The organism is Enterobacter sp. Taxon_2 (genome assembly GCF_058355295.1).
Genome location: NZ_CM178024.1, coordinates 1912994 through 1939303, shown reverse-complemented (window position 1 = coordinate 1939303; position 26310 = coordinate 1912994). Strand labels below are relative to the sequence as shown.

The 26310-nt window shown below is 57.1% G+C and carries 28 protein-coding genes; 15 read left to right on the top strand and 13 right to left on the bottom strand.

The features are described 5' to 3' along the window. Window positions 1-45 precede the first annotated feature (45 nt). Window positions 46-1353 (top strand): sulfurtransferase, encoded by a 1308-nt coding sequence (locus AC4IC4_RS09130; RefSeq protein ID WP_024908560.1) that lies wholly within the window; start codon window positions 46-48, stop codon window positions 1351-1353. Here the strand turns inward: AC4IC4_RS09130 and AC4IC4_RS09125 are convergent. Together AC4IC4_RS09125 and AC4IC4_RS09120 are read right to left on the bottom strand one after the other, a co-directional pair. Beyond that, window positions 1350-1967 carry a CDP-alcohol phosphatidyltransferase family protein gene (locus AC4IC4_RS09125; RefSeq protein WP_267214662.1) on the bottom strand — a complete coding sequence of 206 codons (618 nt, stop codon included), beginning with the start codon at window positions 1965-1967 and terminating at the stop codon, window positions 1350-1352. The genes AC4IC4_RS09130 and AC4IC4_RS09125 overlap by 4 nt on opposite strands. After that, entirely contained in the window at window positions 1960-2529 is a 570-nt protein-coding gene (locus AC4IC4_RS09120; protein WP_048991599.1) for a carboxymuconolactone decarboxylase family protein, read from the bottom strand. The genes AC4IC4_RS09125 and AC4IC4_RS09120 overlap by 8 nt, the downstream gene beginning before the upstream one ends. A 75-nt stretch (window positions 2530-2604) precedes the next feature. Between AC4IC4_RS09120 and AC4IC4_RS09115 the strand changes: the two genes are divergently transcribed. After that, entirely contained in the window at window positions 2605-3024 is a 420-nt protein-coding gene (locus tag AC4IC4_RS09115) for a pyrimidine (deoxy)nucleoside triphosphate diphosphatase (protein ID WP_024908563.1), read from the top strand. On the opposite strand, the gene AC4IC4_RS09110 is transcribed toward AC4IC4_RS09115, so the two are convergent. After that, a complete protein-coding gene (locus AC4IC4_RS09110) occupies window positions 2981-3259 on the bottom strand; it encodes a YnjH family protein (protein ID WP_024908564.1) in 279 nt (92 codons plus the stop codon). The genes AC4IC4_RS09115 and AC4IC4_RS09110 overlap by 44 nt on opposite strands. A gap of 228 nt (window positions 3260-3487) precedes the next feature. Here AC4IC4_RS09110 and gdhA point away from each other — a divergent pair, with 228 nt between their 5' ends. Beyond that, window positions 3488-4831, top strand: coding sequence for an NADP-specific glutamate dehydrogenase (gdhA, locus tag AC4IC4_RS09105; RefSeq protein ID WP_491472576.1), 1344 nt, complete (start codon window positions 3488-3490; stop codon window positions 4829-4831). 71 nt (window positions 4832-4902) lie between these two features. Here gdhA and AC4IC4_RS09100 read toward each other — a convergent pair whose 3' ends face one another. The 3 genes from AC4IC4_RS09100 to AC4IC4_RS09090 all read right to left on the bottom strand — a co-directional run bounded on the left by AC4IC4_RS09100 (window position 4903) and on the right by AC4IC4_RS09090 (window position 8526). Further along, the gene (locus tag AC4IC4_RS09100; protein WP_024908566.1) at window positions 4903-6810 is read right to left on the bottom strand and encodes a DNA topoisomerase III; all 1908 of its coding nucleotides are present in this window, start codon (window positions 6808-6810) and stop codon (window positions 4903-4905) included. A gap of 4 nt (window positions 6811-6814) precedes the next feature. Further along, window positions 6815-7858 (bottom strand): selenide, water dikinase SelD, encoded by a 1044-nt coding sequence (selD, locus tag AC4IC4_RS09095; RefSeq protein ID WP_024908567.1) that lies wholly within the window; start codon window positions 7856-7858, stop codon window positions 6815-6817. 116 nt (window positions 7859-7974) lie between these two features. Continuing rightward, window positions 7975-8526: an NAD(P)H nitroreductase gene (locus tag AC4IC4_RS09090; protein WP_491472575.1), complete on the bottom strand. Its 552-nt coding sequence runs from the start codon at window positions 8524-8526 to the stop codon at window positions 7975-7977. A gap of 167 nt (window positions 8527-8693) precedes the next feature. Here AC4IC4_RS09090 and sppA point away from each other — a divergent pair, with 167 nt between their 5' ends. The 4 genes from sppA (at window position 8694) to chiD (ending at window position 13756) form a co-directional block, all read left to right on the top strand. Then, on the top strand, window positions 8694-10550 hold the full coding sequence (gene sppA, locus AC4IC4_RS09085) for a signal peptide peptidase SppA (RefSeq protein ID WP_491472574.1): 1857 nt from the start codon (window positions 8694-8696) through the stop codon (window positions 10548-10550). Between the two features lie 63 nt (window positions 10551-10613). Next, window positions 10614-11630, top strand: coding sequence for an asparaginase (ansA, locus tag AC4IC4_RS09080; RefSeq protein WP_008500705.1), 1017 nt, complete (start codon window positions 10614-10616; stop codon window positions 11628-11630). 9 nt (window positions 11631-11639) lie between these two features. Next, entirely contained in the window at window positions 11640-12281 is a 642-nt protein-coding gene (pncA, locus tag AC4IC4_RS09075) for a bifunctional nicotinamidase/pyrazinamidase (protein WP_491472573.1), read from the top strand. Between the two features lie 218 nt (window positions 12282-12499). After that, the gene (chiD, locus tag AC4IC4_RS09070) at window positions 12500-13756 is read left to right on the top strand and encodes a chitinase ChiD (protein WP_491472572.1); all 1257 of its coding nucleotides are present in this window, start codon (window positions 12500-12502) and stop codon (window positions 13754-13756) included. Window positions 13757-13816: 60 nt separating this feature from the next. Here chiD and AC4IC4_RS09065 read toward each other — a convergent pair whose 3' ends face one another. Continuing rightward, window positions 13817-14080 (bottom strand): YeaC family protein, encoded by a 264-nt coding sequence (locus AC4IC4_RS09065; RefSeq protein WP_196239757.1) that lies wholly within the window; start codon window positions 14078-14080, stop codon window positions 13817-13819. A 56-nt stretch (window positions 14081-14136) separates the two neighbouring features. Continuing rightward, on the bottom strand, window positions 14137-14550 hold the full coding sequence (msrB, locus tag AC4IC4_RS09060) for a peptide-methionine (R)-S-oxide reductase MsrB (protein ID WP_048990774.1): 414 nt from the start codon (window positions 14548-14550) through the stop codon (window positions 14137-14139). Between the two features lie 340 nt (window positions 14551-14890). On the opposite strand from msrB, the gene gapA reads away from it, so the two are divergent. Together gapA and AC4IC4_RS09050 are read left to right on the top strand one after the other, a co-directional pair. Next, the gene (gene gapA, locus AC4IC4_RS09055) at window positions 14891-15886 is read left to right on the top strand and encodes a glyceraldehyde-3-phosphate dehydrogenase (RefSeq protein WP_014831506.1); all 996 of its coding nucleotides are present in this window, start codon (window positions 14891-14893) and stop codon (window positions 15884-15886) included. A 73-nt stretch (window positions 15887-15959) separates the two neighbouring features. After that, window positions 15960-16844 (top strand): D-hexose-6-phosphate mutarotase, encoded by an 885-nt coding sequence (locus AC4IC4_RS09050; RefSeq protein WP_048990777.1) that lies wholly within the window; start codon window positions 15960-15962, stop codon window positions 16842-16844. Between the two features lie 78 nt (window positions 16845-16922). Here AC4IC4_RS09050 and AC4IC4_RS09045 read toward each other — a convergent pair whose 3' ends face one another. Next, complete coding sequence (locus AC4IC4_RS09045) at window positions 16923-17669, bottom strand: MipA/OmpV family protein (RefSeq protein WP_024908575.1); 747 nt, start codon at window positions 17667-17669, stop codon at window positions 16923-16925. A gap of 430 nt (window positions 17670-18099) precedes the next feature. Here AC4IC4_RS09045 and yeaG point away from each other — a divergent pair, with 430 nt between their 5' ends. The 3 genes from yeaG to AC4IC4_RS09030 all read left to right on the top strand — a co-directional run bounded on the left by yeaG (window position 18100) and on the right by AC4IC4_RS09030 (window position 21994). After that, window positions 18100-20034: a protein kinase YeaG gene (gene yeaG / locus AC4IC4_RS09040; protein ID WP_008500713.1), complete on the top strand. Its 1935-nt coding sequence runs from the start codon at window positions 18100-18102 to the stop codon at window positions 20032-20034. 74 nt (window positions 20035-20108) lie between these two features. After that, on the top strand, window positions 20109-21395 hold the full coding sequence (locus AC4IC4_RS09035) for a YeaH/YhbH family protein (RefSeq protein WP_491472571.1): 1287 nt from the start codon (window positions 20109-20111) through the stop codon (window positions 21393-21395). A gap of 98 nt (window positions 21396-21493) precedes the next feature. After that, entirely contained in the window at window positions 21494-21994 is a 501-nt protein-coding gene (locus AC4IC4_RS09030) for a YbaK/prolyl-tRNA synthetase associated domain-containing protein (RefSeq protein WP_047651996.1), read from the top strand. A 20-nt stretch (window positions 21995-22014) separates the two neighbouring features. Here AC4IC4_RS09030 and yoaI read toward each other — a convergent pair whose 3' ends face one another. After that, window positions 22015-22119: a small membrane protein YoaI gene (yoaI, locus tag AC4IC4_RS09025; RefSeq protein ID WP_010430055.1), complete on the bottom strand. Its 105-nt coding sequence runs from the start codon at window positions 22117-22119 to the stop codon at window positions 22015-22017. Window positions 22120-22264: 145 nt separating this feature from the next. Between yoaI and AC4IC4_RS09020 the strand changes: the two genes are divergently transcribed. Then, window positions 22265-22711 (top strand): DUF441 domain-containing protein, encoded by a 447-nt coding sequence (locus AC4IC4_RS09020; protein WP_024908579.1) that lies wholly within the window; start codon window positions 22265-22267, stop codon window positions 22709-22711. Here AC4IC4_RS09020 and AC4IC4_RS09015 read toward each other — a convergent pair. Next, window positions 22695-23486 (bottom strand): AraC family transcriptional regulator, encoded by a 792-nt coding sequence (locus AC4IC4_RS09015; protein ID WP_032650905.1) that lies wholly within the window; start codon window positions 23484-23486, stop codon window positions 22695-22697. The two genes, AC4IC4_RS09020 and AC4IC4_RS09015, sit on opposite strands and share 17 nt — an antisense overlap. A 99-nt stretch (window positions 23487-23585) precedes the next feature. On the opposite strand from AC4IC4_RS09015, the gene AC4IC4_RS09010 reads away from it, so the two are divergent. Beyond that, complete coding sequence (locus AC4IC4_RS09010; RefSeq protein ID WP_491472570.1) at window positions 23586-24773, top strand: CynX/NimT family MFS transporter; 1188 nt, start codon at window positions 23586-23588, stop codon at window positions 24771-24773. A 31-nt stretch (window positions 24774-24804) separates the two neighbouring features. Here AC4IC4_RS09010 and AC4IC4_RS09005 read toward each other — a convergent pair whose 3' ends face one another. Next, a complete protein-coding gene (locus AC4IC4_RS09005; protein WP_061715518.1) occupies window positions 24805-25512 on the bottom strand; it encodes a CTP synthase C-terminal region-related (seleno)protein in 708 nt (235 codons plus the stop codon). Window positions 25513-25613: 101 nt separating this feature from the next. On the opposite strand from AC4IC4_RS09005, the gene AC4IC4_RS09000 reads away from it, so the two are divergent. Further along, the gene (locus AC4IC4_RS09000) at window positions 25614-25958 is read left to right on the top strand and encodes a DUF488 domain-containing protein (protein ID WP_032650899.1); all 345 of its coding nucleotides are present in this window, start codon (window positions 25614-25616) and stop codon (window positions 25956-25958) included. On the opposite strand, the gene AC4IC4_RS08995 is transcribed toward AC4IC4_RS09000, so the two are convergent. Beyond that, window positions 25959-26264: a nuclear transport factor 2 family protein gene (locus AC4IC4_RS08995; protein ID WP_032650897.1), complete on the bottom strand. Its 306-nt coding sequence runs from the start codon at window positions 26262-26264 to the stop codon at window positions 25959-25961. It abuts the gene before it with no gap. Window positions 26265-26310: the final 46 nt, after the last annotated feature.

The following is a 26310-nucleotide window of genomic DNA, read 5'->3' as shown; positions in this document are numbered from 1 at the left end:
GAGAGACGACAATGCCCCCCTCTTTTACTGACGTCAGGTTATTCGATGAAACGTGTTTCTCAACTGACCGCGCTGGCCCTGCTCTGCGGCCTCGCTTCTTTTTCCTCGCTGGCGGCTGATATGCCCAACGCCATCACGCTGTCTCAGCTTCAGGCGCAGCACGGCACGCCTGTCGACACCCGCGCCAGCGCGTTTTACAACGGCTGGCCGCAGACGCTCAGCGGCCCCTCCGGGCATGAACCCGCCGCACTCAACCTTGCTGCCGCCTGGCTTAGCGCCATGAGCGACGAGCAGATTGCGCTTTGGGCAAAACAACATCAGCTTACACCTGCAACGGCCATCGCCCTGTACGGCGACGAGAACGATAACCTGGCGGTGAAAGCCCGCCTGGAGAAAGCCGGTTACCGCCACGTTTCGCTGCTCAGCGACGCACTGCAGACCCCAGACCGCCTTCAGCGCCTGCCTCATTTTGAACAGCTGGTTTACCCGCAGTGGATCCACCGCCTCCAGCAGGGTAAACCCGTGACCGCCGCGCCGTCGGGTGACTGGAAAGTGATCGAAGCCGCCTGGGGCGCACCGAAGTTTTACCTGCTGAACCACATTCCCGGCGCGGGCTACATCGATACTAACGAAGTGGAAAGCGAGCCGCTGTGGAATAAAGTCTCCGACGACAAGCTGAAAGCGATGCTGGCGAAGCACGGGATCCGCCACGACACCACCGTCATCTTGTATGGTCGTGACGTTTACGCCGCCGCGCGCGTGGCGCAGATTATGCTGTATGCGGGCGTGAAGGATGTGCGTATTCTCGACGGCGGCTGGAAGGCGTGGTCAGATGCAGGCCTCCCGGTTGAGCGCGGCACGCCCGGCAAAGTGACGCCAGCCCCCGATTTCGGCGCGCCAATCCCCGGCCAGCCGCAGCTGATGGTCGATATGGAACAGGCGCGCGGGATGCTGCACCGTCAGGATGCCTCCCTGGTCAGCATTCGTTCGTGGCCGGAGTTCATCGGCGAAACCAGCGGCTACAGCTACATCAAGCCAAAAGGTGAAATAGCCGGTGCCCGCTGGGGTCATGCGGGCAGCGATGCTACCCACATGGAGGATTTCCATAACCCGGATGGCACCATGCGCAGTGCGGACGACATCGCCGCCCAGTGGAAGCGCTGGAATATTCTGCCGGAACAGCACGTCGCGTTTTACTGCGGCACCGGCTGGCGGGCGTCCGAAACCTTTATGTACGCCCGGGCGATGGGCTGGAAGAATATCGCCGTCTATGACGGCGGCTGGTACGAATGGAGCAGTCACCCGCAGAACCCGGTGACAACCGGTGAGCGCGGGCCAGAAAGCGCTCTCTAAGGGTTGAGTGACTTCAGCGTCACGTAGCCGCTCCAGACGCGCGTTGTGGTGGTCAGCCAGCACAGCGCGCCAAATACCCACGCGAATAGCGTGAAGTGCGCCGGGAAAAGACAGCACAGCACAAACAGCGCGATGGTCTCCGTCCCTTCCGTTAACCCGCCGATGTAATAAAACGACTTGTGCGCATAGCCGGGGTTGTCGATGTCGTGCTTCGCGGCCAGCGCCGCAAACGCCAGAAAACTGCTGCCGGTACCAATAAACGCAAACAGCAGCCAGGCGGCTGCCAGCGCATTCTCTGCGGGAGCAGCGAGCGCAAAGCCAAACGGCACCAGGGCGTAGAACAGAAAGTCGAGCGCGATATCGAGAAATCCTCCCGCATCGGTCAGCCCTCTGCGGCGCGCCAGCGCCCCGTCCAGACCGTCCAGCAGGCGGTTAAGCACGATGGCGACCAGCGCAGCAGGATACCAGCCGAGGGCCAGAAACGGCAGCGCCAGCACGCCAATGGCAAACCCGGTCAGGGTTAATCCGTCGGGCGTAATGCCCGGCCTGTCCAGCACGGAAACCAGACGATTCAGAACGGGCTTTACCCGCGGGTGCAGGTGACGGTCAAGCATGTGGCGTCTCATTAAACGTGGCGCACAGCCCCTGAGCCGGAATATCCAGCGCGGCGTTAAAGCGGGCGGAGAGATTCTGAAAGGCAATGAGCGCCGTCATCTCGGTGATGGCGTCATCCGTAAAGTGGCGCTTCAGCGCCGTTCTGATGGCCTCATCCGCCCGGGGCGGCGTGGCGGTCACCGCCTCGGCGTAGGCCAGCGCCGCGCGCTCCTGCTCGGTGAACAAGGCGGAACCCTGCCAGTCGCTCACGGCCTGCACCTTATCCAGCGCGCCGCAGCGCTCGGCCAGCCGCAGGCTGTTGGCATCAATACAGAAAGCGCAGTGGCAGAGCTGGGATACCCGCGTCATGAGCAGCGAGCGAAGCACGGGCGTCAGGCGCGCGCGACGACGCTCCAGAAAACCGACAAACAACGCCACCAGCCAGAACAGACGCGGCATGCGTCCCCACCAGCGAGTGGGATTCAGCACCGCGCCAAAATGCTTTTTCTGCATGGCGGCAATCGGTTTAAGGCTGGCGGGAAGGGATTCGATAGGGGCAACCCAGGCGGTGGTCTCTTTCACCTGATTCTCCTGATTACTGGACTCTGAGAAAGGGCACGATAATATGTCTTTTTTCGCTATCAATTATTGACGACCATGCTGAAAACACTCGATGTCGTTGCCGCTATCATCGAAAAAGACGACAAAATTTTACTGGCGCAGCGCCCTGCCCACGCCGACCAGCCGGGCATGTGGGAATTTGCAGGCGGTAAAGTCGAGGCGGGAGAAACCCAGCCCGAGGCGCTTATCCGCGAGCTGCGCGAAGAGTTGGGTATTGAAGCGCTGCCTGCGCAATATGTAGCAAGCCACCAGCGCGAAGTCTCGCAGCGGTTAATCAACCTGCACGCCTGGCACGTTCCTGCGTTTAGCGGCGAGCTCACGGCGCACTACCACAGCGCGCTGGCGTGGTGTACGCCGGAAGAGGCGTTTGGCTACGCCCTGGCCCCCGCGGATATTCCGCTGCTGGAAGCGTTTATTGTTTTACGCGACGCCAGACCAGCGGGTTCGTGCCGATAACGCGCTCGTCGCGCTGGCACTGCAACAGCACGCCGTCTGCTTTCACCACGGCCCCTTCCGAGTAGTTCTGATTCTGATAGATACAGCACTGATTGCAGGGCTGCACTGTTTGATTCTGGCCGCTGGAGCTAAACACTTCCGGCGGCACATTCACTTCCACATCCGGACGAATGCGGTCAGCCTGTGCGCCAGCAGTGAAGATCAGACATAACGCGGTGAGTAGATAACGGTTCATAGACACATCTTCCTGTTGTTCCTTGATAATGACTATAACGGTAAACCAGAGCGGAACCTTTAATTTATCTCTTCATCGCTTTTGGTTATGACACAGCACATGTCATTAATTTCCCTTTCGCCCTACATTTCTGCTTGCCACACAAAGCAGTACGGGTGGTATAGTCAAAAAAACAACACAAATCGCATAAGTAATACACATAAAATACGATAAGAGGTTCTTATATCTATGGATCAGACACGCTCTCTGGAAAGTTTCCTTGCCCATGTTCAGCAGCGCGACCCGCACCAGAGCGAGTTCGCGCAGGCCGTGCGTGAAGTGATGACCACCCTGTGGCCCTTCCTTGAACAAAACCCGCGCTATCGCCAGATGTCTTTGCTTGAACGCCTTGTCGAGCCAGAGCGCGTGATCCAGTTCCGCGTGACGTGGGTGGACGATCGCAACCAGGTGCAGGTTAACCGCGCGTGGCGCGTACAGTTTAACTCGGCCATCGGTCCGTTTAAGGGCGGCATGCGTTTCCATCCGTCCGTGAACCTGTCGATTCTGAAATTCCTCGGCTTCGAGCAGACCTTTAAAAACGCGCTGACCACGCTGCCCATGGGCGGCGGGAAAGGCGGCAGCGATTTCGACCCGAAAGGCAAAAGCGAAGGCGAAGTGATGCGTTTCTGCCAGGCACTGATGACCGAACTCTATCGCCATCTTGGTCCTGACACCGACGTGCCTGCCGGTGATATCGGCGTGGGCGGACGTGAAGTGGGCTTTATGGCCGGGATGATGAAAAAGCTCTCCAACAACAGCGCCTGCGTCTTTACCGGCAAAGGGTTGTCGTTTGGCGGGAGCCTGATCCGCCCGGAAGCGACCGGGTACGGCCTGGTTTACTTCACCGAAGCCATGCTCAAGCGTCACGGCTTAGGTTTCGAAGGTATGCGCGTCGCGGTGTCCGGCTCCGGTAACGTGGCGCAGTACGCAATTGAGAAAGCGATGCAGTTTGGCGCTCGCGTAGTGACCGCCTCTGATTCCAGCGGAACGGTGGTGGATGAAGCGGGCTTCACGGCAGAGAAGCTGGCGCGCCTGTGTGAAATCAAAGCCAGCCGCGATGGACGCGTAGCGGATTACGCCCGGGAGTTTGGCCTGACCTACCTCGAAGGTAAACAGCCGTGGGGCGTGCCGGTGGATATCGCCCTGCCGTGCGCCACGCAGAACGAGCTGGATGCTGAAGCCGCGCGCACGTTGATTAGCAACGGCGTAAAAGCGGTGGCCGAAGGGGCGAACATGCCGACCACCATCGACGCCACGAACCTGTTCCTTGAGGCAGGCGTGCTGTTTGCACCGGGCAAGGCCGCTAACGCCGGTGGCGTGGCAACCTCCGGCCTAGAGATGGCACAAAACGCCGCGCGTCTCGGCTGGAAGGCAGAAAAAGTGGATGCGCGCCTGCACCATATCATGCTGGATATTCACCACGCCTGCGTGGAGTACGGCGGTGAAGCGTCGCAAACCAACTACGTGCGCGGGGCGAATATCGCCGGATTCGTGAAGGTGGCGGATGCGATGATTGGGCAGGGTGTGATTTAAGGTTTATATCGTGCGGCCGGGTGCCCTCACCCCGGCCCTCTCCCACAGGGAGAGGGAGAAAACCGGGCGTATCAGGCCGCGCTCTTCTTCTTTTTAAACGGTTTCTTCGCACCCGCGCCTGGTGCAACCATCCCTCTGAAGCGCTTCACCGGCGTGCTGCGCGCCTGATCGATCAGCTGGTAAAGCGTCCCCACCAGCGGCTGCATAAAGTCCTGATAGCGGCACTGCTTCTCGCTGATCTGCGTCAGCACCGATTCCCAGTGCGCGGTCATGTCCGGCCTGGCGGCCAGCTCCGGCAGGGAATGAATCAGCGCGCGTCCCGGCTCGGTCGAATGGATATAGCGCCCCTTTTTCTCAAGAAAACCGCGCTTAAAGAGCAGCTCGATGATCCCCGCGCGGGTTGCTTCCGTACCCAGACCGTCGGTGGCGCGCAGGATCTTCTTCAGATCTTTATCCTGCACAAAGCGGGCGATCCCGGTCATCGCCGACAGCAGCGTCGCATCGGTGAAATGGCGCGGCGGCTGAGTCTGACGCTCAACCACTTCGCCCTTCTCGCACAGCAGTTCGTCATCTTTAGCAACCACCGGCAGCGGCGTGCCGTCGTTCTCCTCGTCACGCTCTTTGTTCCCCAGCAGCGTGCGCCAGCCTGCTTCTGCAAGGAAACGGGCTTTAGCAATAAATTTCCCTTTCGCGATTTCCAGTTCGATTACGCATTTGCGGAACACCGCGTCCGGGCAGAACTGCATCAGGTACTGACGGGCGATCAGGTTATAGACCTTCGCTTCGTTATCGGTCAGGTTGACGCTGCTGGCACGCGCCGTCGGGATAATCGCGTGGTGGGCGTCCACCTTTTTATCGTCCCAGCAGCGGTTATGGGTGTCCGGGTTCACCACCGGCTGCGGCAGGAGATCCGGCGCGTGCACGCTAATGGCGTTCATCACCGAATGGCGTCCCGCAAAGTGCTCTTCCGGCAGATAACGGCTATCCGAACGCGGATAAGTGATCAGCTTGTGGGTTTCATAGAGCTTCTGGCAGATATCCAGCACGTTCTGCGCGCTGAGGCCAAAGCGCTTCGCGGCCTCAATCTGCAGGGCCGACAGCGAGAACGGCAGCGGCGCGGGTTCTGATTCCCGTTTATCGTTATAGCTGGTGACGATGGCCGGCTGTCCGGTAATGCGGTTAACCACATGATCGGCCAGCGGACGATGGAGCAGGCGCCCCTCTTCATCCTGGTACGATTCGCAGGCATCGCTCGGCTGCCAGACGGCGGTAAAGCGTTCGTCTTTAGGCGTGACGATATGCGCTTTCACTTCAAAAAAATCTTTGGCGACGAAGTTCTCAATCTCTTCGTCACGACGCACGACCAGCCCCAGCACCGGCGTCTGCACGCGGCCCACGGAGAGCACGCCCTGATAGCCCGCGTTGCGCCCGAGGATAGTATAGGCGCGGGTCATATTGATACCGTACAGCCAGTCGGCACGGGCGCGGGCTAAAGCCGAGACGCACAGCGGAATAAACTCGCTGTTGGCGCGCAGGCGCGAAATGGCTCGCTCCACCGCCTGCGGGTTGAGGTCGTTGATCAGGCAGCGCTGCACCTGCTGGCGCTTTTCCGGCGCCAGCTCCAGATAGTCCAGCACCTCATCCACCAGCAGCTGCCCTTCCCTGTCCGGGTCACCCGCGTGCACGATTTCAGCCGCTTCATGCAAGAAGCGCTTGATCACGTTGAGCTGTTTGGTGACCGATGGTCGGGGCTGCAGGCGCCATTTTTCCGGCACGATGGGTAGATCGTTTAAATTCCAGCGGGCGTAGCGGCTGTCATAGACATCCGGCTGCGCCTGCTCAAGCAGGTGACCGATACACCAGGTGACCACCTGCCCGTTACCGCATTCGATAAAGCCGTCGCCTTTGCGATGCGGCTTAGGCAGCACGTCGGCGATGGCACGGGCCAGGCTCGGCTTTTCGGCAATAAACAACCGCATCGAATTAACGGATCTCTATCATCGGTCGGCCACCGCGCGCGGTCACCAGCTCGCCGATCGCCGTCAGGGTGATGCCGAACTCGGCGGCGGTAGCCTGAACGTCAGCTTCTGACTCCGGCGTCACCGCCAGCAGCAGGCCGCCGGAGGTTTGCGGATCGCACAGCAGGTTGCGCCACTCCTCAGGCATTTCGCCCATCAGGTGACCGTAGCTGGCGAAGTTGCGCTGGGTACCGCCCGGGACCGCGCCCTGAGCAATATACTCCTCCACGCCCGGCAGCTTCGGCACGTCCTGATACCAGATCTGCGCCTGCACGCCCGCGCCCTGACAGACTTCGGAGAGGTGTCCCAGCAGACCAAAACCGGTGACGTCGGTCATCGCCTTCACGCCGTCGATATTGGCGAATGCCGCACCGGCGAGGTTCATCTGACACATCACTTCCGTTGCCAGACCTTTGTGCTCCGGTTTCAGCAGGGACTTTTTCTCGGCGGTGGTCAGCACTCCAATGCCCAGCGGCTTGGTGAGGAACAGCTTGCAGCCCGCCTGCGCGGTGCTGTTGCGCTTCACGCGTTCGGTCGGCACCACGCCGGTGACGGCCAGGCCGAAGATCGGTTCAGGAGCATCAATAGAGTGACCACCGGCCAGCGCAATCCCCGCCTGCTGGCAGGCAAAACGGCCGCCATCAATCACTTCACGGGCCACTTCCGGCGGGATGGTGTTGATCGGCCAGCCCAGAATGGCAATCGCCATGATCGGCTTCCCCCCCATGGCGAAGATATCGCTGATGGCGTTGGTGGCCGCAATGCGACCGAAGTCGAACGGGTTGTCGACAATCGGCATAAAGAAGTCGGTGGTGCTGATAATGCTGGTGCCGTTACCTAAGTCATAAACTGCAGCATCGTCACGCGTTTCGTTGCCGACAAGCAGGTTCGGGTCGACAAACTTCGCCTGTTCACTGTGCAGGATGGTCTCCAGCACTTTCGGGGAAATTTTACAACCGCAACCGGCTCCGTGGCTGTACTGCGTTAAACGAATGGTTTGCTCGCTCATGGACGTCTCCTGTCATCTCAATCGCGCTATGGTAGCGCTCATTCCATAAAGAGGTAAGTATGACTGTCTGAATTCTGCGGCAGATGCTCAGAATCCAGACAGTTTAGCGTGCGTTCTCAGAAACGGCTGACGAAAGGCTTGGTGTCCGGCACGCTGATGGTGCTGGAGGCTTTAAGCTGCGGGGTACCGAGGTAGAGGAAGCCGACAATTTTGTCATGCTCACCGCAGCCAAAACCGTCCCGGACCGCCGGGCTTTCGGTCAGCGGGCCGGTGCGCCAGATGCCGTTGAAGCCTTGTGCGACGGCGGCCATTTGCATCGCCATCACCGCACAGCCTGCGGACATTTCCTGCTCCCAAACCGGCACCTTATGGTCGGCCTGGCATTTTGCCACGACGGTGACGATCATCGGCGCGCGGAACGGAGCATTGCGCGCCTTGTCGATCCCTTTCTCATCCTGCCCGGCGGCCACCGCCCCCTGCTCCAGCAGCTGACTGAAACGATCGCGGCCTTCGCCTTCAATTACAAAGAAGTGCCATGGCTGCAGTGTGCCATGATCGGGGGCACGCATGCCGGCACGCAGAATGTTCTCCAGCTGCTCGCCTGCCGGGGCAGGTTCGGCCAGACGGGAAGCGCTACGGCGGTTAACAAGCAGTTCGAGTGCGTCCATTGGTTAACTCCTTTCTTGAAATTTACTCACAAAATTAACACGGCGGCAGATTTTGTTACAGCCTGGCAGGCGATTCCTGCTGACAAGTGGCGGTTGGGTCATTACGATAACCCAACATTACCGTCCAGTGGCGACGGAAACAGTCATTTTCTGGTTAGGGAGAATACATGCGAACCCTTTGGCGAATCTTTGCCGGTTTCTTTAAATGGACGTGGAGACTGCTCAACTTCGTCCGCAACCTGGTGATGAACATCTTCTTCATCTTCCTGGTTCTGGTTTGCGCGGGCATCTGGATGCATATCAGTAACGCGAATCAGGCGCAGCATTCAACGCGCGGCGCGCTATTACTCGATATCACCGGCGTTATCGTTGATAAGCCGTCCACCAGCAGTCGCCTGAGCGTGATTGGTCGCCAGCTGTTTGGCGCAACCTCAGATCGTCTGCAGGAAAACTCCCTGTTTGATATCGTCGATACCATCCGCCAGGCCAAAAACGACCGTAACATCACAGGGATCGTGCTGGATCTGAAAGATTTTGCCGGAGGCGATCAGCCTTCAATGCAGTACATCGGTAAAGCGCTGCGCGAATTCCGCGACAGCGGCAAGCCAGTGATTGCCGTGGGCGACAGCTACAGCCAGGGGCAATATTATCTGGCGAGCTTCGCCAATAAGATCTGGCTCTCCCCGCAGGGTACGGTGGATCTTCACGGCTTTGCCACCAACGGCCTGTACTACAAATCGCTGCTCGACAAGCTGAAGGTCACCACCCACGTCTTCCGCGTCGGTACCTATAAATCCGCCGTTGAGCCGTTTATCCGCGACGATATGTCCCCTGCCGCCCGCGAAGCGGACAGCCGCTGGATTGGCGAGCTGTGGCAGAACTATCTGGGCACCGTTGCCGCCAACCGTCAGATTACGCCTGAGCAGGCGTTCCCTGGCGCGAAGGGCGTGCTGGAAGGCCTGCGTAAGGTTGACGGTGATACCGCGAAATATGCGCTGGATAACAAACTGGTTGATGCCCTGGGCACCAGCGCCGAGATTGAAAAATCCCTGAGCAAGCAGTTTGGCTGGAGCAAAGAGGATAAAAACTACAGCGCCATCAGCATGTATGATTACTCGACGAAAAAGCCGGATGACAGCGGTGACAGCGTCGCGGTGGTCTTTGCCAACGGTGCGATCATGGACGGTCAGGAGACCCCGGGGAACGTGGGCGGCGATACTACCGCGTCACAAATCCGCGATGCGCGCCTGGATCCGAAAGTGAAAGCGATTGTCCTGCGGGTCAACAGCCCTGGCGGTAGCGTCAGCGCCTCCGAGGTGATCCGCGCTGAACTGGCCGCGGCCCGCGCCGCCGGCAAGCCTATCGTCGTCTCAATGGGCGGAATGGCCGCCTCCGGGGGTTACTGGATCTCAACGCCAGCCAACTACATCGTGGCTAACCCAAGCACGCTGACCGGTTCGATTGGTATCTTCGGGGTGATCAACACCGTAGAGAACAGCCTGGATTCCCTGGGCGTGCATACCGATGGCGTAGCGACCTCTCCGCTGGCGGATGTGTCGGTGACCAAATCTCTGCCGCCGGAAGTCTCTGAGATGATGCAGCTCAGCATTGAGAACGGCTATAAACGCTTTATCACCCTGGTCGCAGACTCGCGTAAAAAAACGCCTGAGCAGATCGATCAGATTGCGCAGGGCCACGTCTGGACCGGTCAGGATGCGAAGAGCAACGGACTGGTGGACAGCCTGGGTGACTTCGATGACGCGGTGAAGAAAGCCGCCGAACTGGCGAAGCTGAAGCAGTGGCATATCGAGTATTACCAGGACGAACCGTCGTTCTTCGATATGGTCATGGACAGCATGTCCGGCTCGGTACGCGCCATGCTGCCGGAGGCGTTGCAGGCTTACCTGCCTGCGCCAGTCGCCACGGCGGCAAAAGCGATGAAGGCAGAAAGCGATAAGCTTGCGGCCTTTAACGATCCACAGAGTCGTTACGCGTTTTGCCTGACCTGCGCTAACGTCCGTTAAAAACCGTCCCCTCTTCCCGCGAAGAGGGGATTTTTTTCTTTTGAAGAACAAGAACTCACTACCATGCAGAAGAAATCGATTTATGTAGCCTACACTGGCGGTACCATCGGTATGCAGCGCTCCGAAAACGGCTATATCCCCGTCTCCGGCCACCTTCAGCGTCAGCTTGCGCTGATGCCAGAATTCCACCGTCCGGAAATGCCTGACTTTACTATCCACGAATACGAGCCGCTGATGGACTCCTCCGACATGACGCCGGAAGACTGGCAGCACATCGCGGATGACATTAAAGCCCATTACGACCAGTACGACGGCTTCGTGATCCTGCACGGTACCGACACCATGGCGTTTACCGCCTCGGCGCTCTCCTTCATGCTGGAGAACCTGAGCAAGCCGGTTATCGTCACCGGGTCGCAAATCCCGCTGGCGGAGCTGCGCTCCGACGGGCAGATCAACCTGCTGAACTCCCTGTACGTGGCGGCGAATTACCCGATCAACGAAGTGTCGCTGTTCTTTAATAACCGTCTGTATCGCGGCAACCGCACCACCAAAGCCCATGCCGACGGTTTTGACGCCTTCGCCTCCCCTAACCTGCAGCCGCTGCTGGAGGCCGGGATTCATATCCGTCGTCTGGGAACCCCTCCTGCGCCGAACACCGCCGGCGAGCTGATTGTGCATCCGATTACTCCGCAACCGATTGGCGTGGTCACCATCTATCCGGGTATCTCTGCGGACGTGGTGCGTAACTTCCTGCGCCAGCCAGTGAAGGCGCTGATCCTGCGCTCCTACGGCGTGGGCAATGCGCCGCAGAACGGTGAATTCCTGAAAGAGCTTCAGGAAGCCAGCGAGCGTGGAATTGTGGTGGTGAACCTGACCCAGTGTATGTCCGGTAAAGTGAATATGGGCGGCTATGCCACCGGCAACGCGCTGGCGCATGCGGGGGTGATCAGCGGTTTCGATATGACCGTTGAGGCAACGCTGACTAAACTTCACTATTTACTGAGTCAGGATCTGGACATTCAGTCCATTCGCAGCGCGATGATGCAAAACCTGCGCGGCGAACTGACGCCTGACGAATAAGGAGGTCTCATGAAGCAACGCGCCCTGCTCCTGGTCGATTTGCAAAATGATTTCTGCGCGGGCGGTGCGCTGGCCGTCGCTGAAGGTGACAGCACCGTTGACGTGGCCAACACGCTGATAGACTGGTGCAAAGCCCGCAGCGAAGCGGTTGTCGCAAGCCAGGACTGGCACCCGGCGAACCACGGCAGCTTTGCCAGCCAGCATAACGTCGAGCCTTTCACTCAGGGAGAGCTCGACGGGCTGGCGCAAACCTTCTGGCCGGATCACTGCGTACAGCAGACGGAAGGCGCGGCGCTGCATCCGCTCCTGAATCAGAAAGCCATCGACGCGGTGTTCCATAAAGGTGAAAACCCGGCTATCGACAGTTATAGCGCGTTTTTTGATAACGGGCATCGCCAGAAAACGGCGCTGGACGCGTGGTTACGTCATCACGAAATCACGAAGCTGATCGTGCTGGGGCTGGCAACGGACTACTGCGTGAAGTTCACCGTGCTGGATGCGCTCCAGTTAGGTTATACCGTCAGCGTCATCACCGACGGCTGCCGCGGGGTGAACATTCACCCGCAGGACAGCGCTCAGGCGTTTATGGATATGGCTGCGGAAGGCGCGACGCTGTATACGCTCGAAGACTGGCTGGAGACGCAGGCGTAAGCTTTTTAAGCCGGGTGGCGCTGACGCTTACCCGGCCTACCTTTCCCCGTAGGCCGGGTAAGGCGCAGCCGCCACCCGGCAATCCCCCTCTCCGATCCCCCATAAAGTGAACTCCCTCGCATCCTCAGCGAAGCGGCAATGCTATTCTCTTTAGGCTGTTTTTTCGCCACGCCTTTTCCGTGGCGTGGTTAATTTTATTAAGTCAAAGAGGAACTTGTATGAAACGTTTGCCCTTGCTGGCAGCATTACCCTTGCTTTGCGCGTCAGTTGCCTCCGCCAGTTCCATGATGTCCGTGGGCTACTTTAACGGAGGTGGCGATGTCACCGCCGGACCGGGTGGCGATATCAACAAACTGGACGTTCGCCAGATCACCCACCTGAACTACTCGTTTGGTCTGGTCTATAACGACGAAAAAGACGAAACCAACGCCGCGCTGAAAGATCCGGCTAAGCTGCATCAGATCTGGCTATCGCCAAAAGTGGCGTCCGATCTGGCCTTAATCCCCACTCTGCGTAAGCAAAACCCAAATCTTAAGGTCCTGCTCTCCATCGGCGGCTGGGGCGCGCGTGGCTTCTCAGGCGCAGCGGCAACCCAAGAGAGTCGCGCGGTGTTCATCCGCTCCGCGCAGGAGATTGTCGACAAATATGGTCTGGACGGGATCGACCTCGACTGGGAGTATCCGGTCAACGGCGCCTGGGGGCTGGTGGCCAGCACACCTGCCGACCGGGATAATTTTACCGCCCTGCTGAAGGAGATGCGCGACGCGTTCGGGCATAAAAAGCTGGTCACCATTGCGGTAGGCGCGAATGCGGAAAGTCCGAAAAGCTGGGTGGATGTCAAAGCTATCGCCCCCCTGCTCGACTACATCAACCTGATGACCTACGACATGGCGTACGGTACGCAGTATTTTAACGCCAACCTGTATGACTCCAGCACCTGGCCGACGGTGGCCGCCGCGGACAAATACAGCGTGGACTTTGTGGTGAACAACTATCTGGCCGCCGGACTGAAGCCGCAGCAGATGAATCTCGGGATTGGTTTCTATGGCCGCGTGCCGAAACGCGCCGTAGAGCCGGGGATCGACTGGACCAAACCGGATGCGCAAAAAAATCCGGTTACCCAGCCCTACTTCGGGCCGCAGGAGATTGGGTTATTCAAGTCACTCGGCTATGACCTGACCAAAGATACCTACGTGAAGTACAACGATATCGTCAAAAAGCTGCTGAACGATCCGCAGAAACGCTTTACTGAACACTGGGACGACCAGGCAAAGGTGCCGTGGCTCTCGGTGAAAGGTGCCGATGGCAGCGCGCTGTTTGCGATTTCTTATGAGAACCCGCGATCCGTGGCGATCAAAGCGGACTACATCAAAGAGAAAGGGCTCGCCGGAGCGATGTTCTGGGAGTACGGGGCTGATGACAACAATCAGTTAGCGAAACAGCTGGCGGAGTCGCTCGGGATCCCGCATAAGTAGTAAGACAATCAAGCCCTCTCCCCGTGGGAGAGGGTTGGATGAGGGCATCAACCCGCACCGTTATTGCATTTTCATCGTCGCAATCGGCTTCGGCGTGATGCCGAAGTCTTCTTTCAGCTCACGCTTGCTCTTCATCACCATCTGGCCCTGGGTGTCGATAGTCATGTGCTGCGCGTCGGTGTTATTGCGCGCCTGCCACAGCATCACCAGCTGCAGGCTGTTCTCTTTTTGCTCCGGGGTCAGCGCGACGCCATCGGGCCATTTTCCCAGCTCTACGGCGGTCACCAGACGCTGATAAATCTCCGGCGTCATACCGCTAATCATGTCATCAATATTCACAATCCCGCCCTTTCAAAGGAATAATTTGCTGAATCGTTTCTTCAACCCTTAATCTGGTCGCCATTCTCATCATCGGTGAAGCTCATTGAGGCTGAATTCACGCAGAAACGCTCGCCCGTGGGCTGAGGGCCATCCGGGAAGACGTGCCCAAGGTGCGCATCGCAGTTGCCGCAGCGAATTTCCGTGCGCACCATGCCGTGTGACGAGTCGGTCAGGTAGCGGATGGCCTCATCGCTCACCGGCTCGTAAAAGCTCGGCCAGCCGCAGCCAGAATCAAATTTCGTTTGTGAATTAAACAGCGGCGCATCACAGACCAGGCAGTGGTAGACGCCGTCCCGCTTGTTGTGCAGTAAACGCCCGGTGAACGGCGGTTCCGTCCCGTGATTCTGCGTCACGTAAAACTGCATTTCTGTGAGGTTTTTTTTCAAATCTTCAGGGTTACGTTGGTTCGACATATGCTTACATCTCGCTGTAGAAACAGACATCTTTTAACCCGGATTCTAACAAAACATTAACACCCTTGCGTGCACTTTTGATCTAAACTTATGTGTCGCGAAAAGGCGGTCAGGCAATTGTGATCATGCTCACATTTTTATCCTGCGAGGCCTTTAAAATCCCGGCGCAGCCCCCATATGGGTGCAAGCTCAAAGGGAAAGTGAGGCGAGTCAGTCGCACAAACGTTAGTCACAGGATTGATTTGTCGCAATGATTGACACGATTCCGCTTGACGCTGCGTAAGGTTTTTGTAATTTTACAGGCAACCTTTTATTCACTAACAAATAGCTGGTGGAATATATGACTATCAAAGTAGGTATCAACGGTTTTGGCCGTATCGGCCGTATTGTTTTCCGTGCTGCTCAGAAACGTTCTGACATCGAAATCGTTGGTATCAACGATCTCCTGGACGCTGAATACATGGCGTACATGCTGAAGTACGACTCAACTCACGGTCGTTTCGACGGCACCGTTGAAGTGAAAGACGGCCACCTGGTTGTTAATGGCAAAACCATCCGCGTTACTGCTGAAAAAGACCCAGCTAACCTGAAATGGAACGAAATCGGTGTTGACGTTGTTGCTGAAGCAACCGGTATCTTCCTGACCGACGAAACTGCACGTAAACACATCACTGCGGGTGCGAAGAAAGTTGTTCTGACTGGTCCTTCCAAAGACAACACCCCAATGTTCGTTCGTGGTGCAAACTTCGAAACTTACGCTGGCCAGGATATCGTGTCTAACGCATCCTGCACCACCAACTGCCTGGCACCGCTGGCTAAAGTTATCAACGACAACTTCGGCATCATCGAAGGTCTGATGACTACCGTTCACGCAACCACCGCTACTCAGAAAACCGTTGATGGCCCGTCTCACAAAGACTGGCGCGGCGGCCGTGGCGCGGCTCAGAACATCATCCCATCCTCTACCGGTGCTGCTAAAGCTGTAGGTAAAGTACTGCCAGAACTGAATGGCAAACTGACTGGTATGGCGTTCCGCGTTCCAACTCCTAACGTATCCGTTGTTGACCTGACCGTTCGTCTGGAAAAAGCTGCTTCTTATGAAGAAATTAAGAAAGCAATCAAAGCTGCTTCCGAAGGCGCAATGAAAGGCGTTCTGGGCTACACCGAAGACGACGTTGTATCTACCGATTTCAACGGCGAAGTGTGCACTTCCGTGTTCGATGCTAAAGCGGGTATCGCACTGAACGACAACTTCGTTAAACTGGTATCCTGGTACGACAACGAAACTGGCTACTCTAACAAAGTACTGGACCTGATCGCTCACATCTCCAAATAAGTTGAGATGAGTGCTTGATCCAAAAAGGCGACTTCGGTCGCCTTTTTTTATTTATAAGACAGAGGATTGCTTAATGATTAATAAAATTTTTGCACTTCCGGTAGTCGAACAGCTTACCCCTGTGCTCTCCCGCCGTCAGATTGACGGTGCCGACGTTATCGTCGTTGACCATCCGCGCGTTAAAGCCTCCGTGGCGCTGAACGGCGCCCACCTGCTCTCCTGGAAACCCGAAGGTGAAGCAGAGGGATTGTGGCTGAGCGATGCGACCTCTTTCAAAAAAGGGGCGGCGATTCGCGGCGGCGTACCGATCTGCTGGCCATGGTTCGGCCCGTCCGCCCAGCAGGGTTTACCGTCTCACGGTTTTGCCCGTAACCAGCAGTGGACCCTGAAAGCGCACAACGAAGATGACAACGGCGCCGTGCTGACCTTTGAGCTGCAGGCTAATGATGAAACCCGCGCCCTGTGGCCGCACGATTTCACCCTGTATGCCCGCTTTAAGCTGGGTAAAACCTGTGAAATCGAACTGGAAGCCCACGGTGAGTTTGAAACCACCGCAGCCCTGCACACCTACTTCAACGTGGGTGATATCGGCGCAGTGAAGGTGAGCGGCCTTGGCGATACCTTTATCGACAAAGTGGATAACGCCAAAGAAGGTAAACTGAGCGACGGTGTACAGACGTTCCCTGACCGTACCGACCGCGTCTACCTGCACCCGGAAGCGTGCAGCGTGATCCACGACGGCGCGCTGAACCGCGGCATTGAAGTGGTCCATCATCATCACAGCGACGTGGTGGGCTGGAACCCGGGCCCGGCGCTGTCCGTCAGCATGGCCGACATGACGGATGAAGGGTATAAAACGTTTGTCTGCGTGGAAACCGCCTGCGTGAGCACCCCGCAAAAAGCGAGCGACGAAAAACCGTCTCGTTTAGGGCAGACGATCCGCATTGTTAAGCGATAATTTTGCTGCACCACATTAAAGCAAACGGGGCGCACGCGCCCCGTTTTAATGCATCAATTGCACGATATTGGTGCGCAATCAGAACTTGTAGCTCACGCCGACAGAGAAAATACCTGCCCAGGATTTGTCGACCATCGGGCTATCCTTCACTTCGTCGCTCAGACGCTCATAGCGGCCGGTACCGTACACGCTCCAGTCGCCGAGGAAGTTATAGCTCGCGGTCAGCTCCAGGTACGGATCCCAGCCGTCATCTGCGCTGTAGCTCTTCAGACCACTGCGGCGGGACTCGTTTTTAGACACGCCATAGTAGTAGTCGTTGTAGTTCTCGCTGTTGTACTGCACACCAATACCCGGCGTCAGGGTCAGACCACCGTTGGTATAACGGTACAGCCACGCCAGATCCCAGATAAAGCCGTTGCTGTTATCGAGCGTATCGCCTGCCAGGGCCGTACGCAGGAAACCATACTGGGTGTTATGCACGTATGAGAGCCCGGCCATCATCGAGCTTTTGCGCTTGTCGAGCTGGCGAAGCGCGTGGCTGTCGCTGTCACCCGGCTTGAAGTGCGTCGGATCATAGTAGGCCATGATGGAGAGCTTATCGGCCGTATCGTTCCAGAGATAGTAGCCGCCGCCGAGCCCGCGGAACCAGACGTTATCGCCTTCATAGGTGATAACGGGAACAGGATAAACGTCACGGTCATACTGTTTGTACGGGCTGTTAATGACGCCAACACCCGCGCCAACCGTCCACTGACTTTCCGCCTGTGCGGTGTTCACTGCGGTCGCGGCAAGGATGCCTAATGCCAGAAGTTTGAGTTTGGTCACAATCCATTCTTTCCTGTAGTCAAATAATCAGCGGATGAAGTGTAACCGCCATTCCCGTACATCCCAAAATTTTTTGCCTGCTAATCAGTCTGATTAACCCATTATTTTTAACTTATCAGATGACAGCCTGCTTTCATTTATATGACCACTGAATGAAAAACGTGCATTTGTCTTATAACGACAGTGGAAATTTTTGGATGAGTTATTGATATGTCATTGAAAGTAGATTTTCTGGGCATGCAAGTTTTGCAAATGCCATCTACGCTTTAATTTAAGAAGAGTTTTCCTGAACACCTGCGGTTCTTAGCGTCTGACCTGGCACACAGGTTGCTGCTTTGGCAGTGAGGTGCGAGAGATTCTCTTCCGGGAGCCTCCACTACTCATACGAACGGCTCTTATCCTGTGCTAAAAAACGAAAGGACGGCATGCCATGAATATATTCGATCACTATCGCCAGCGCTATGAAGCTGCCAAGGACGAAGAGTTCACACTGCAGGAGTTTCTTACCATCTGTCGGCAAGATCGCAGTGCCTATGCCAATGCGGCAGAACGGCTATTGATGGCTATTGGTGAGCCAAACATGGTTGACACTGCCCTGGAGCCTCGGCTTTCCCGTCTCTTTTCGAATCGGGTGGTCGCCCGATACCCGGCGTTTGAAGAGTTCTATGGTATGGAAGATGCCATCGAACAGATTGTCTCCTATCTGAAGCATGCCGCTCAGGGTCTGGAAGAGAAGAAACAGATCCTCTATTTACTCGGCCCCGTGGGCGGCGGTAAATCCTCGCTGGCGGAACGCCTGAAGTCGCTGATGCAGCGCGTGCCTATCTATGTGCTGAGCGCCAACGGTGAACGCAGCCCGGTGAACGACCATCCGCTGTGCCTGTTCAATCCGCAGGAAGATGCGCAGATTCTGGACAAAGAGTATGGCATCCCGCGTCGCTATCTCGGCACCATCATGTCGCCGTGGGCGGCAAAACGCCTGCACGAGTTTGGTGGCGATATCACCAAATTCCGCGTGGTGAAAGTCTGGCCGTCTATCCTTGAACAGATCGCCATCGCCAAAACGGAACCTGGCGATGAGAACAACCAGGACATCTCGGCGCTGGTGGGTAAAGTCGACATCCGTAAGCTGGAAAACTTCGCGCAAAACGATCCGGATGCCTACGGTTACTCGGGCGCGCTGTGCCGCGCGAACCAGGGGATTATGGAGTTCGTCGAGATGTTTAAAGCGCCAATCAAGGTGCTGCATCCGCTGCTGACGGCGACTCAGGAAGGCAACTACAACGGGACGGAAGGTATCTCCGCCCTGCCGTTTAACGGGATTATTCTCGCCCACTCGAACGAATCTGAATGGGTGACCTTCCGTAATAACAAAAACAATGAGGCCTTCCTTGACCGCGTGTACATCGTCAAGGTGCCTTATTGCCTGCGGATCTCCGAAGAGATCAAAATTTACGAGAAACTGCTTAACCACAGTGAGCTGGTGCATGCCCCCTGCGCGCCCGGCACGCTGGAAACGCTGTCACGCTTCTCCATCCTTTCGCGTCTGAAAGAGCCGGAAAACTCCAGCATCTATTCGAAAATGCGCGTCTATGACGGTGAAAGCCTGAAAGATACCGACCCGAAAGCGAAGTCGTATCAGGAATACCGCGACTATGCCGGGGTTGATGAGGGGATGAACGGTCTGTCCACGCGTTTCGCGTTTAAGATCCTCTCCCGCGTCTTTAACTTCGACCATGCGGAAGTGGCGGCCAACCCGGTTCATCTGTTCTACGTGCTGGAACAGCAAATCGAGCGCGAGCAGTTCCCGCAGGAGCAGGCTGAACGCTACCTTGAGTTCCTCAAAGGTTACCTGATCCCGAAATACGCCGAGTTCATTGGCAAAGAGATCCAGACGGCCTACCTGGAATCCTATTCAGAGTACGGGCAGAACATTTTTGACCGTTATGTCACCTACGCTGACTTCTGGATCCAGGATCAGGAGTACCGCGACCCGGATACCGGCCAGCTGTTTGACCGTGAATCCCTGAACGCGGAGCTGGAAAAAATCGAGAAGCCTGCCGGGATCAGCAACCCGAAAGACTTCCGTAACGAGATTGTGAACTTCGTCCTGCGCGCCAGAGCGCATAACAACGGGCGCAATCCGAACTGGACCAGCTACGAGAAACTGCGCACGGTTATTGAGAAGAAAATGTTCTCCAATACCGAAGAGCTGCTGCCGGTGATCTCGTTTAACGCTAAAACCTCAACCGATGAACAGAAAAAACACGACGATTTTGTCGACCGTATGATGGAAAAAGGCTACACCCGCAAACAGGTCCGCCTGCTCTGCGAATGGTACCTGCGCGTGCGTAAATCGTCTTAAAACAAGTGCCCGGCGGCGGTTAGCGCCTGCCGGGCCTACAAAATGCAAGTTGGCAAATGCAGTACGGGGGGTATATGACCTGGTTTATTGACCGGCGTCTTAACGGCAAAAACAAGAGCACGGTGAACCGCCAGCGCTTCTTGCGTCGTTATAAAGCGCAAATTAAACAGTCTATCTCCGAGGCCATCAACAAACGCTCGGTGACCGACGTCGACAGCGGCGAATCTGTCTCCATCCCCACCGATGACATCAGCGAACCGATGTTTCATCAGGGGCGAGGCGGCCTGCGCCATCGCGTACACCCAGGTAATGACCACTTCGTTCAGAACGACAGAATTGAGCGCCCTCAGGGCGGCGGCGGCGGTGGTTCAGGAAGCGGTCAGGGACAGGCCAGCCAGGACGGTGAAGGCCAGGACGAATTTGTCTTCCAGATTTCGAAAGATGAATATCTCGACCTACTGTTTGAAGACCTGGCGCTGCCGAATCTGAAAAAGAATCAGCATCGTCAACTTAATGAATATAAAACCCATCGCGCGGGCTATACCGCCAACGGCGTGCCCGCCAATATCAGCGTCGTGCGTTCGTTGCAGAATTCGCTGGCGCGACGCACGGCCATGACGGCAGGCAAACGTCGCGAACTGCGCGAGCTGGAGAGCAGCCTGAAGGTGGTGGAAAACACGGAACCGGCGCAACTGCTGGAAGAGGAGCGCCTGCGTAAAGAGATTGCAGAGCTGAGGGCGAAGATCGAACGGGTACCGTTTATCGACACCTTCGACCTGCGCTACAAGAACTACGAAAAACGCCCTGAGCCCTCCAGCCAGGCGGTGATGTTCTGTCTGATGGACGTGTCCGGTTCGATGGACCAGGCCACCAAAGATATGGCGAAGCGTTTTTATATTCTGCTCTATCTGTTCCTGAGCAGAACCTATAAGAACGTGGAGGTGGTCTATATCCGCCACCACACTCAGGCGAAAGAGGTGGATGAGCATGAGTTCTTCTACTCGCAGGAGACCGGCGGGACCATCGTCTCAAGCGCCCTGAAGCTGATGGATGAAGTGGTGAAAGAGCGTTACGACCCGTCGCAGTGGAATATTTATGCCGCGCAGGCGTCGGACGGCGATAACTGGGCCGACGACTCACCGCTGTGTCACGAAATCCTGGCGAAGAAAATTCTGCCGGTGGTGCGTTACTACAGCTATATCGAAATCACCCGCCGTGCACACCAGACCCTGTGGCGGGAGTATGAACATCTGCAATCGATGTTCGATAATTTTGCCATGCAGCATATCCGTGACCAGGATGATATTTATCCGGTGTTCAGGGAGCTGTTCCACAAGCAATCTTCTACCAGCAACGCATAATCAAACAGCCAGCGAAAGCGCTGGCTGTTTTCTTTCGACCCCGTTCATCCCGTGCTAATGTAGAACGCTGCATACTGGATTATCACCGGGAAATCGTTATGACTGACGACGTTATTGGGGCAGGAACCCACCAGCAACTGATTACCTTACTCACCGAGCAGGGCGCGCGGTTTCGCGTCATGGAGCACGAGGCGGTCGGGAAATGTGAAGCGGTAAGTGAAATTCGCGGAACCGATCTGCGGCAAGGCGCCAAAGCCCTGGTCTGCAAGGTGAAGGGAAACGGCGTAAAAAAACACGTTCTGGCGATCCTCGCCGCCGATCTGCAGGCTGACCTGAGCCAGCTTGCCAGCCATTTTGGCGGGCTAAAGGCCTCCCTCGCCAGCCCGGCCGAGGTCGATACCCTGACCGCCTGCGTTTTCGGCGCTATCCCGCCCTTTAGCTTCCATCCTGATTTGGCGCTGGTTGCCGACCCGCTGCTGTTCGAGCGTTTTGACGAAATCGCGTTTAACGCTGGCCTGCTGGAGAAATCCGTGATTATGGATACCCAGGATTACCTGCGCATCGCCCGTCCTGAGCTGGTAACTTTCCATAAAGCGTAACTACAATGGCTGACGCCCTGTCAGCCTTTTCGTTCCAGAAACAGCACGGAGGCGACGAGAATAACGGCAATAGCGAAAAACGATGAGGAGATAATCAGCGTTTCCACAAACATGTGATCGTTCATGATGGCGACCCCTTTTGCGATATCTGCCTCCGTTTTAATCCGCGTAAATGACAAGGTTATGACAACAATAAAATCTTTTTAAAACTGTCCTGCGTCGCGTTTGCGCGTACAGTAAGCAGGTTAATTATTCTGGCAAGGATTCCCTATGTTTGACCCTACTCTGCTCATTCTTCTGGCACTCGCCGCGCTCGGCTTTGTCAGCCATAACACCACGGTCGCCATCTCGATTCTGGTGCTTATTATTGTTCGCGTGACCCCGTTAAATACCTTTTTCCCGTGGATAGAAAAACAAGGCCTCACCATCGGGATAATCATTTTAACCATCGGGGTAATGGCGCCCATCGCCAGCGGTACGCTTCCTGCATCAACCCTGCTGCACTCATTCGTAAACTGGAAATCGCTGGTGGCGATCGCGGTGGGGATTTTTGTGTCGTGGCTGGGCGGTCGCGGCGTCACGCTGATGAGCAGCCAGCCCTCGCTGGTGGCGGGTCTGCTGGTGGGCACCGTGCTGGGCGTGGCGCTCTTCCGCGGCGTGCCGGTCGGCCCGCTGATTGCGGCAGGCCTTGTCTCGCTGTTTATCGGGAAGTCGTAGTCAGGCTGGCCATATAACGCGCTGGCGTCTGGCCCAGTCCCTTTCTGAACATGGTGATAAACGCGGTGGTCGAGTCATAGCCCAGTGACTGGGCCACCTGCTGTACCGATTTCCCGCCGATCAGGTGCTGTAACGCCACGATCAGCTGCAGCTGGTGACGCCAGCGGCGAAAGCTTAAACCGGTCTCTTTCACCACCAGCCGCGCCAGGCTGCGTTCGCTCATGGCAAAATGGCTCGCCCACTGCGCCAGCGTCTGCCAGGCGGCGGGCTCTTCCGCCATCTTCTCGCTCATCAGTCGAATTTTAGGATGGGGCGAGACGGGCAGCTGCAGATGTTCCTGACGCTGGAGCGGCAGCTCGTCAAACAGCACGTCCACCAGGCGCGACGTGGTCGCAAGAGGAAGCTGCTCACGCGATTTTTCCGCCAGGGATAAAATCAGCTCCCGCACCAGAGGAGAGATTTTCAGGGTACAGCAGCGTTCGGGCAAGCTTGCCGCCCCCGGCTCAATAAATAAAAAGCAGAGCTGCGCGCCCGGCGTGGCTCTGTTGCTGTGCGGCATCTGGCCGGGGATCCAGACGGCGTACTGGGGCGGAACCATCAGCATCGCATTTTCCACTTCGCAGGTGATTGCGCCGCCAAGGGCCAGAATCAGCTGCCCCTTACGGTGATGATGCCGGGGAATATATTGTTCCTCCGCCACCACCTGAATGCGAAATGCGACGGCCGCATCGTACTGGCTATCAGGATCGTAGCCCTCCAGTCCCAGACCAATCATCAGCTTGTCCGATATTAGCGATAAACTGTCATTTTAGCCTGATTTCAACCGCTGAGAAAATCGGTATTGTGTGCCCTCGCTTGAACGTATGAGAACATAATGACTACTGCTATTCGCACCTCAGGAAAACACGGCGCGCTGTTGATTGCAGGCATCCTGATGATTGCCACTACGCTTCGCGTCACCTTTACCGGCGCAGCGCCGCTGCTCGACACTATTCGTCTTGATTATGGCTTAAGCACGGCGCAAACCGGTCTGCTGACCACCCTGCCTCTGCTGGCTTTCGCCCTTATCTCGCCGCTCGCCGCAGGCGTTGCCCGACGTATCGGCATGGAGCGCAGCCTGTTTATCTCCCTGCTGCTGATTTGCGCCGGAATTGCGGTTCGCTCTCTGCCTTCCGCCGCGCTGCTGTTCATCGGTACGGCAGTCATTGGCTGCGGTATTGCGCTCGGGAACGTGCTGTTACCCGGATTAATTAAGCGTGACTTTCCGGGCCAGGTGGCGAAGCTCACCGGTGCTTATTCCCTGACGATGGGCGTCTCGGCGGCGTTTGGTTCAGCGATGATTGTTCCCCTGGCGCAGGGGAACGCGGGCTGGCATGGCGCACTGCTGATGCTGATGGCGTTTCCGCTGGTCGCGCTGCTGCTCTGGTTACCCCAGTGGCGTCAGAAACACGTTGCAGCGGTAACGGGCGCTGGCGCGCTGCATAATCGCGCCATCTGGCGCTCGGCGCTCGCCTGGCAGGTGACGCTCTTTTTAGGGATTAACTCGCTGATTTACTACGTCATCATCGGCTGGCTGCCGGCGATACTGCTGAGCCACGGCTACAGCGAAGCGCAGGCCGGCTCGGTGCACGGACTGCTGCAGCTGGCCACGGCCGTGCCGGGGCTTGCCGTGCCGCTGATCCTCCACCGTCTGAAAGATCAGCGGGCCCTTGCAGGCGCAGTGGCGCTGCTGTGCGCGATAAGCGCGGCGGGATTATGGTTTACGCCAGGCATGGCGGTGATGTGGACGCTGGTGTTTGGCTTTGGCACAGGAGCAACGATGATCCTCGGCCTGACGTTCATCGGTCTGCGCGCCAGCTCCGCGCACCAGGCTGCGGCGCTGTCCGGCATGGCGCAGTCGATTGGCTATCTGCTCGCCGCCTGCGGCCCTCCGCTGATGGGGAAAATTCACGATAGCGCAGGAGACTGGCGGATCCCGCTTCTGGGCTGCGCCCTGGCCGCGGTGATAATGGCCCTCTGCGGCATCTTAGCCGGGCGAGACCGGGAGATCGCGCCCCGTTAAACAGTGTGGCAGACCCTCGGGTCTGCCTTTTTTAACCCCGGGCCGCGCGCAGCATCGCCTGCACCAGCACGACCGGACGTCCTTCCAGCGCACCACGCTCGTGCTGGAATAAGGTGATCACGAAGAACGGGTGCGTGACCAGTTCTGCGGCACGAATTTCTCCCTGGTCGTCCCAGCCCGTAACATGCATATCACCGCTTTCCAGCGCCTGCGCAAACGCCGGCGACACGCCATAGTTACAGTGATACCCCTCTTCAATTTCCGGTTTGCCGTACGCTTTGGCGATCAGCGTATTTTTGCGCAGTTCAATCGCATCGGTTTTTTCCACCAGCGAGCAGGTCAGCGGCGCAATCACCATGGTGCCTTCGGTATCCGTCTCAGCGTGTGCCGCATCAGCCCAGCCCAGCACGTTTCGGGCATACTCAATCAGCGCATGCTGGAACCCGCCGCAGGTGCCCAGGAACGGGATGCTGTTTTCACGGGCATAGCGCGCGGCGATAAAAGCGGCCTCGGTGTTTTTATAGGGGCTGGCGGGTACCAGCCAGATGGCATCGTAGCCCACCAGATCTTCAGGGCTTGTCAGCTCCGTGGTGGCAAGCCAGTCGTAATCGGCGGTGAGGTCAAGCACTGCGGCGGCGTCGTCGATGGCCAGCGGGATCGCCTGATGCGCAATTACACTGGGATTGTAATCGCCAACCAGCGCAATGCGCAGCGTCGTTTTAACCGGGAGGTGTTCCATGAAAGGTTCCTTATGCCAGAGTATTATCAGATAACATAAGGAACCTCAGACTACCGATCTTTTGCAATTATCACAATACCTTAAATTGGGAGGGTGGAATCATGATTCAATGCAAACGCGTGTACGAACAGGCAGGCCCTGACGATGGCTATCGGGTACTGGTGGACAGGCTGTGGCCGCGCGGTGTTAAGAAAACGGACCTCGCGTATGACGAATGGTGTAAAGCGCTCACGCCCTCAACTGAACTACGCAAGGCCTTTCATAGCGAAACCATTGATTTCGCCGCCTTCAGTCAGGCCTATCGGGAAGAGCTGGCGCAGCATGCTGACGAGGGCGTGCGTCTGGCAACGCTGGCGCACAGGCAGACCGTCACCCTGCTCTTTGCTGCCAAAAACACGGAGCAAAATCACGCCCTGGTATTAGCCGACTGGCTGCGCCACCTGTGATCAGCCGATCGCCAGCTCATCGAGGATTTGCGGCGCTTCATCGGGGGTGAGCGGCATCAGATGTTCGGCGCGGACAAACGCAAAGCCGTGCTGGTTGTCAAAGGCGTAGACATCCCCCGTCACCAGCCAGAGCGCGCGATCTGCGGTGGTCGGTAATTGCGTCATCACGCCGTTGACCGGGTTAACGAAGCGCAGGCCAGGCTGGCACAGGCCAAACAGCTCAACAGATTTACCAATATTTCGACGGCCTGACGCCGTGCGGGCACCCACGATCATCGCCATGCTGCCCGGTTTTAGCTGAAACATACTTCTCTCGCGGAAACGAACGCCAGAAACTGGCTAAGATTAATCC

Bases quoted from the DNA above. Each gene is read 5' to 3' on its own strand.
- AC4IC4_RS09005 (WP_061715518.1), bottom strand. From the start codon at position 25,512: ATGGAACACCTCCCGGTTAAAACGACGCTGCGCATTGCGCTGGTTGGC.
- AC4IC4_RS09130 (WP_024908560.1), top strand. From the start codon at position 46: ATGAAACGTGTTTCTCAACTGACCGCGCTGGCCCTGCTCTGCGGCCTC.
- AC4IC4_RS09100 (WP_024908566.1), bottom strand. From the start codon at position 6,810: ATGCGGTTGTTTATTGCCGAAAAGCCGAGCCTGGCCCGTGCCATCGCC.
- selD (WP_024908567.1), bottom strand. From the start codon at position 7,858: ATGAGCGAGCAAACCATTCGTTTAACGCAGTACAGCCACGGAGCCGGT.
- AC4IC4_RS09125 (WP_267214662.1), bottom strand. From the start codon at position 1,967: ATGCTTGACCGTCACCTGCACCCGCGGGTAAAGCCCGTTCTGAATCGT.
- AC4IC4_RS09050 (WP_048990777.1), top strand. From the start codon at position 15,960: ATGATTAATAAAATTTTTGCACTTCCGGTAGTCGAACAGCTTACCCCT.
- AC4IC4_RS09015 (WP_032650905.1), bottom strand. From the start codon at position 23,486: ATGATTGGTCTGGGACTGGAGGGCTACGATCCTGATAGCCAGTACGAT.
- sppA (WP_491472574.1), top strand. From the start codon at position 8,694: ATGCGAACCCTTTGGCGAATCTTTGCCGGTTTCTTTAAATGGACGTGG.
- gdhA (WP_491472576.1), top strand. From the start codon at position 3,488: ATGGATCAGACACGCTCTCTGGAAAGTTTCCTTGCCCATGTTCAGCAG.
- AC4IC4_RS09035 (WP_491472571.1), top strand. From the start codon at position 20,109: ATGACCTGGTTTATTGACCGGCGTCTTAACGGCAAAAACAAGAGCACG.
- ansA (WP_008500705.1), top strand. From the start codon at position 10,614: ATGCAGAAGAAATCGATTTATGTAGCCTACACTGGCGGTACCATCGGT.
- chiD (WP_491472572.1), top strand. From the start codon at position 12,500: ATGAAACGTTTGCCCTTGCTGGCAGCATTACCCTTGCTTTGCGCGTCA.
- AC4IC4_RS09010 (WP_491472570.1), top strand. From the start codon at position 23,586: ATGACTACTGCTATTCGCACCTCAGGAAAACACGGCGCGCTGTTGATT.
- AC4IC4_RS09065 (WP_196239757.1), bottom strand. From the start codon at position 14,080: ATGATTAGCGGTATGACGCCGGAGATTTATCAGCGTCTGGTGACCGCC.
- gapA (WP_014831506.1), top strand. From the start codon at position 14,891: ATGACTATCAAAGTAGGTATCAACGGTTTTGGCCGTATCGGCCGTATT.
- AC4IC4_RS08995 (WP_032650897.1), bottom strand. From the start codon at position 26,264: ATGTTTCAGCTAAAACCGGGCAGCATGGCGATGATCGTGGGTGCCCGC.
- AC4IC4_RS09030 (WP_047651996.1), top strand. From the start codon at position 21,494: ATGACTGACGACGTTATTGGGGCAGGAACCCACCAGCAACTGATTACC.
- AC4IC4_RS09090 (WP_491472575.1), bottom strand. From the start codon at position 8,526: ATGGACGCACTCGAACTGCTTGTTAACCGCCGTAGCGCTTCCCGTCTG.
- AC4IC4_RS09110 (WP_024908564.1), bottom strand. From the start codon at position 3,259: ATGAACCGTTATCTACTCACCGCGTTATGTCTGATCTTCACTGCTGGC.
- AC4IC4_RS09000 (WP_032650899.1), top strand. From the start codon at position 25,614: ATGATTCAATGCAAACGCGTGTACGAACAGGCAGGCCCTGACGATGGC.
- yeaG (WP_008500713.1), top strand. From the start codon at position 18,100: ATGAATATATTCGATCACTATCGCCAGCGCTATGAAGCTGCCAAGGAC.
- yoaI (WP_010430055.1), bottom strand. From the start codon at position 22,119: ATGAACGATCACATGTTTGTGGAAACGCTGATTATCTCCTCATCGTTT.
- msrB (WP_048990774.1), bottom strand. From the start codon at position 14,550: ATGTCGAACCAACGTAACCCTGAAGATTTGAAAAAAAACCTCACAGAA.
- AC4IC4_RS09020 (WP_024908579.1), top strand. From the start codon at position 22,265: ATGTTTGACCCTACTCTGCTCATTCTTCTGGCACTCGCCGCGCTCGGC.
- AC4IC4_RS09115 (WP_024908563.1), top strand. From the start codon at position 2,605: ATGCTGAAAACACTCGATGTCGTTGCCGCTATCATCGAAAAAGACGAC.
- pncA (WP_491472573.1), top strand. From the start codon at position 11,640: ATGAAGCAACGCGCCCTGCTCCTGGTCGATTTGCAAAATGATTTCTGC.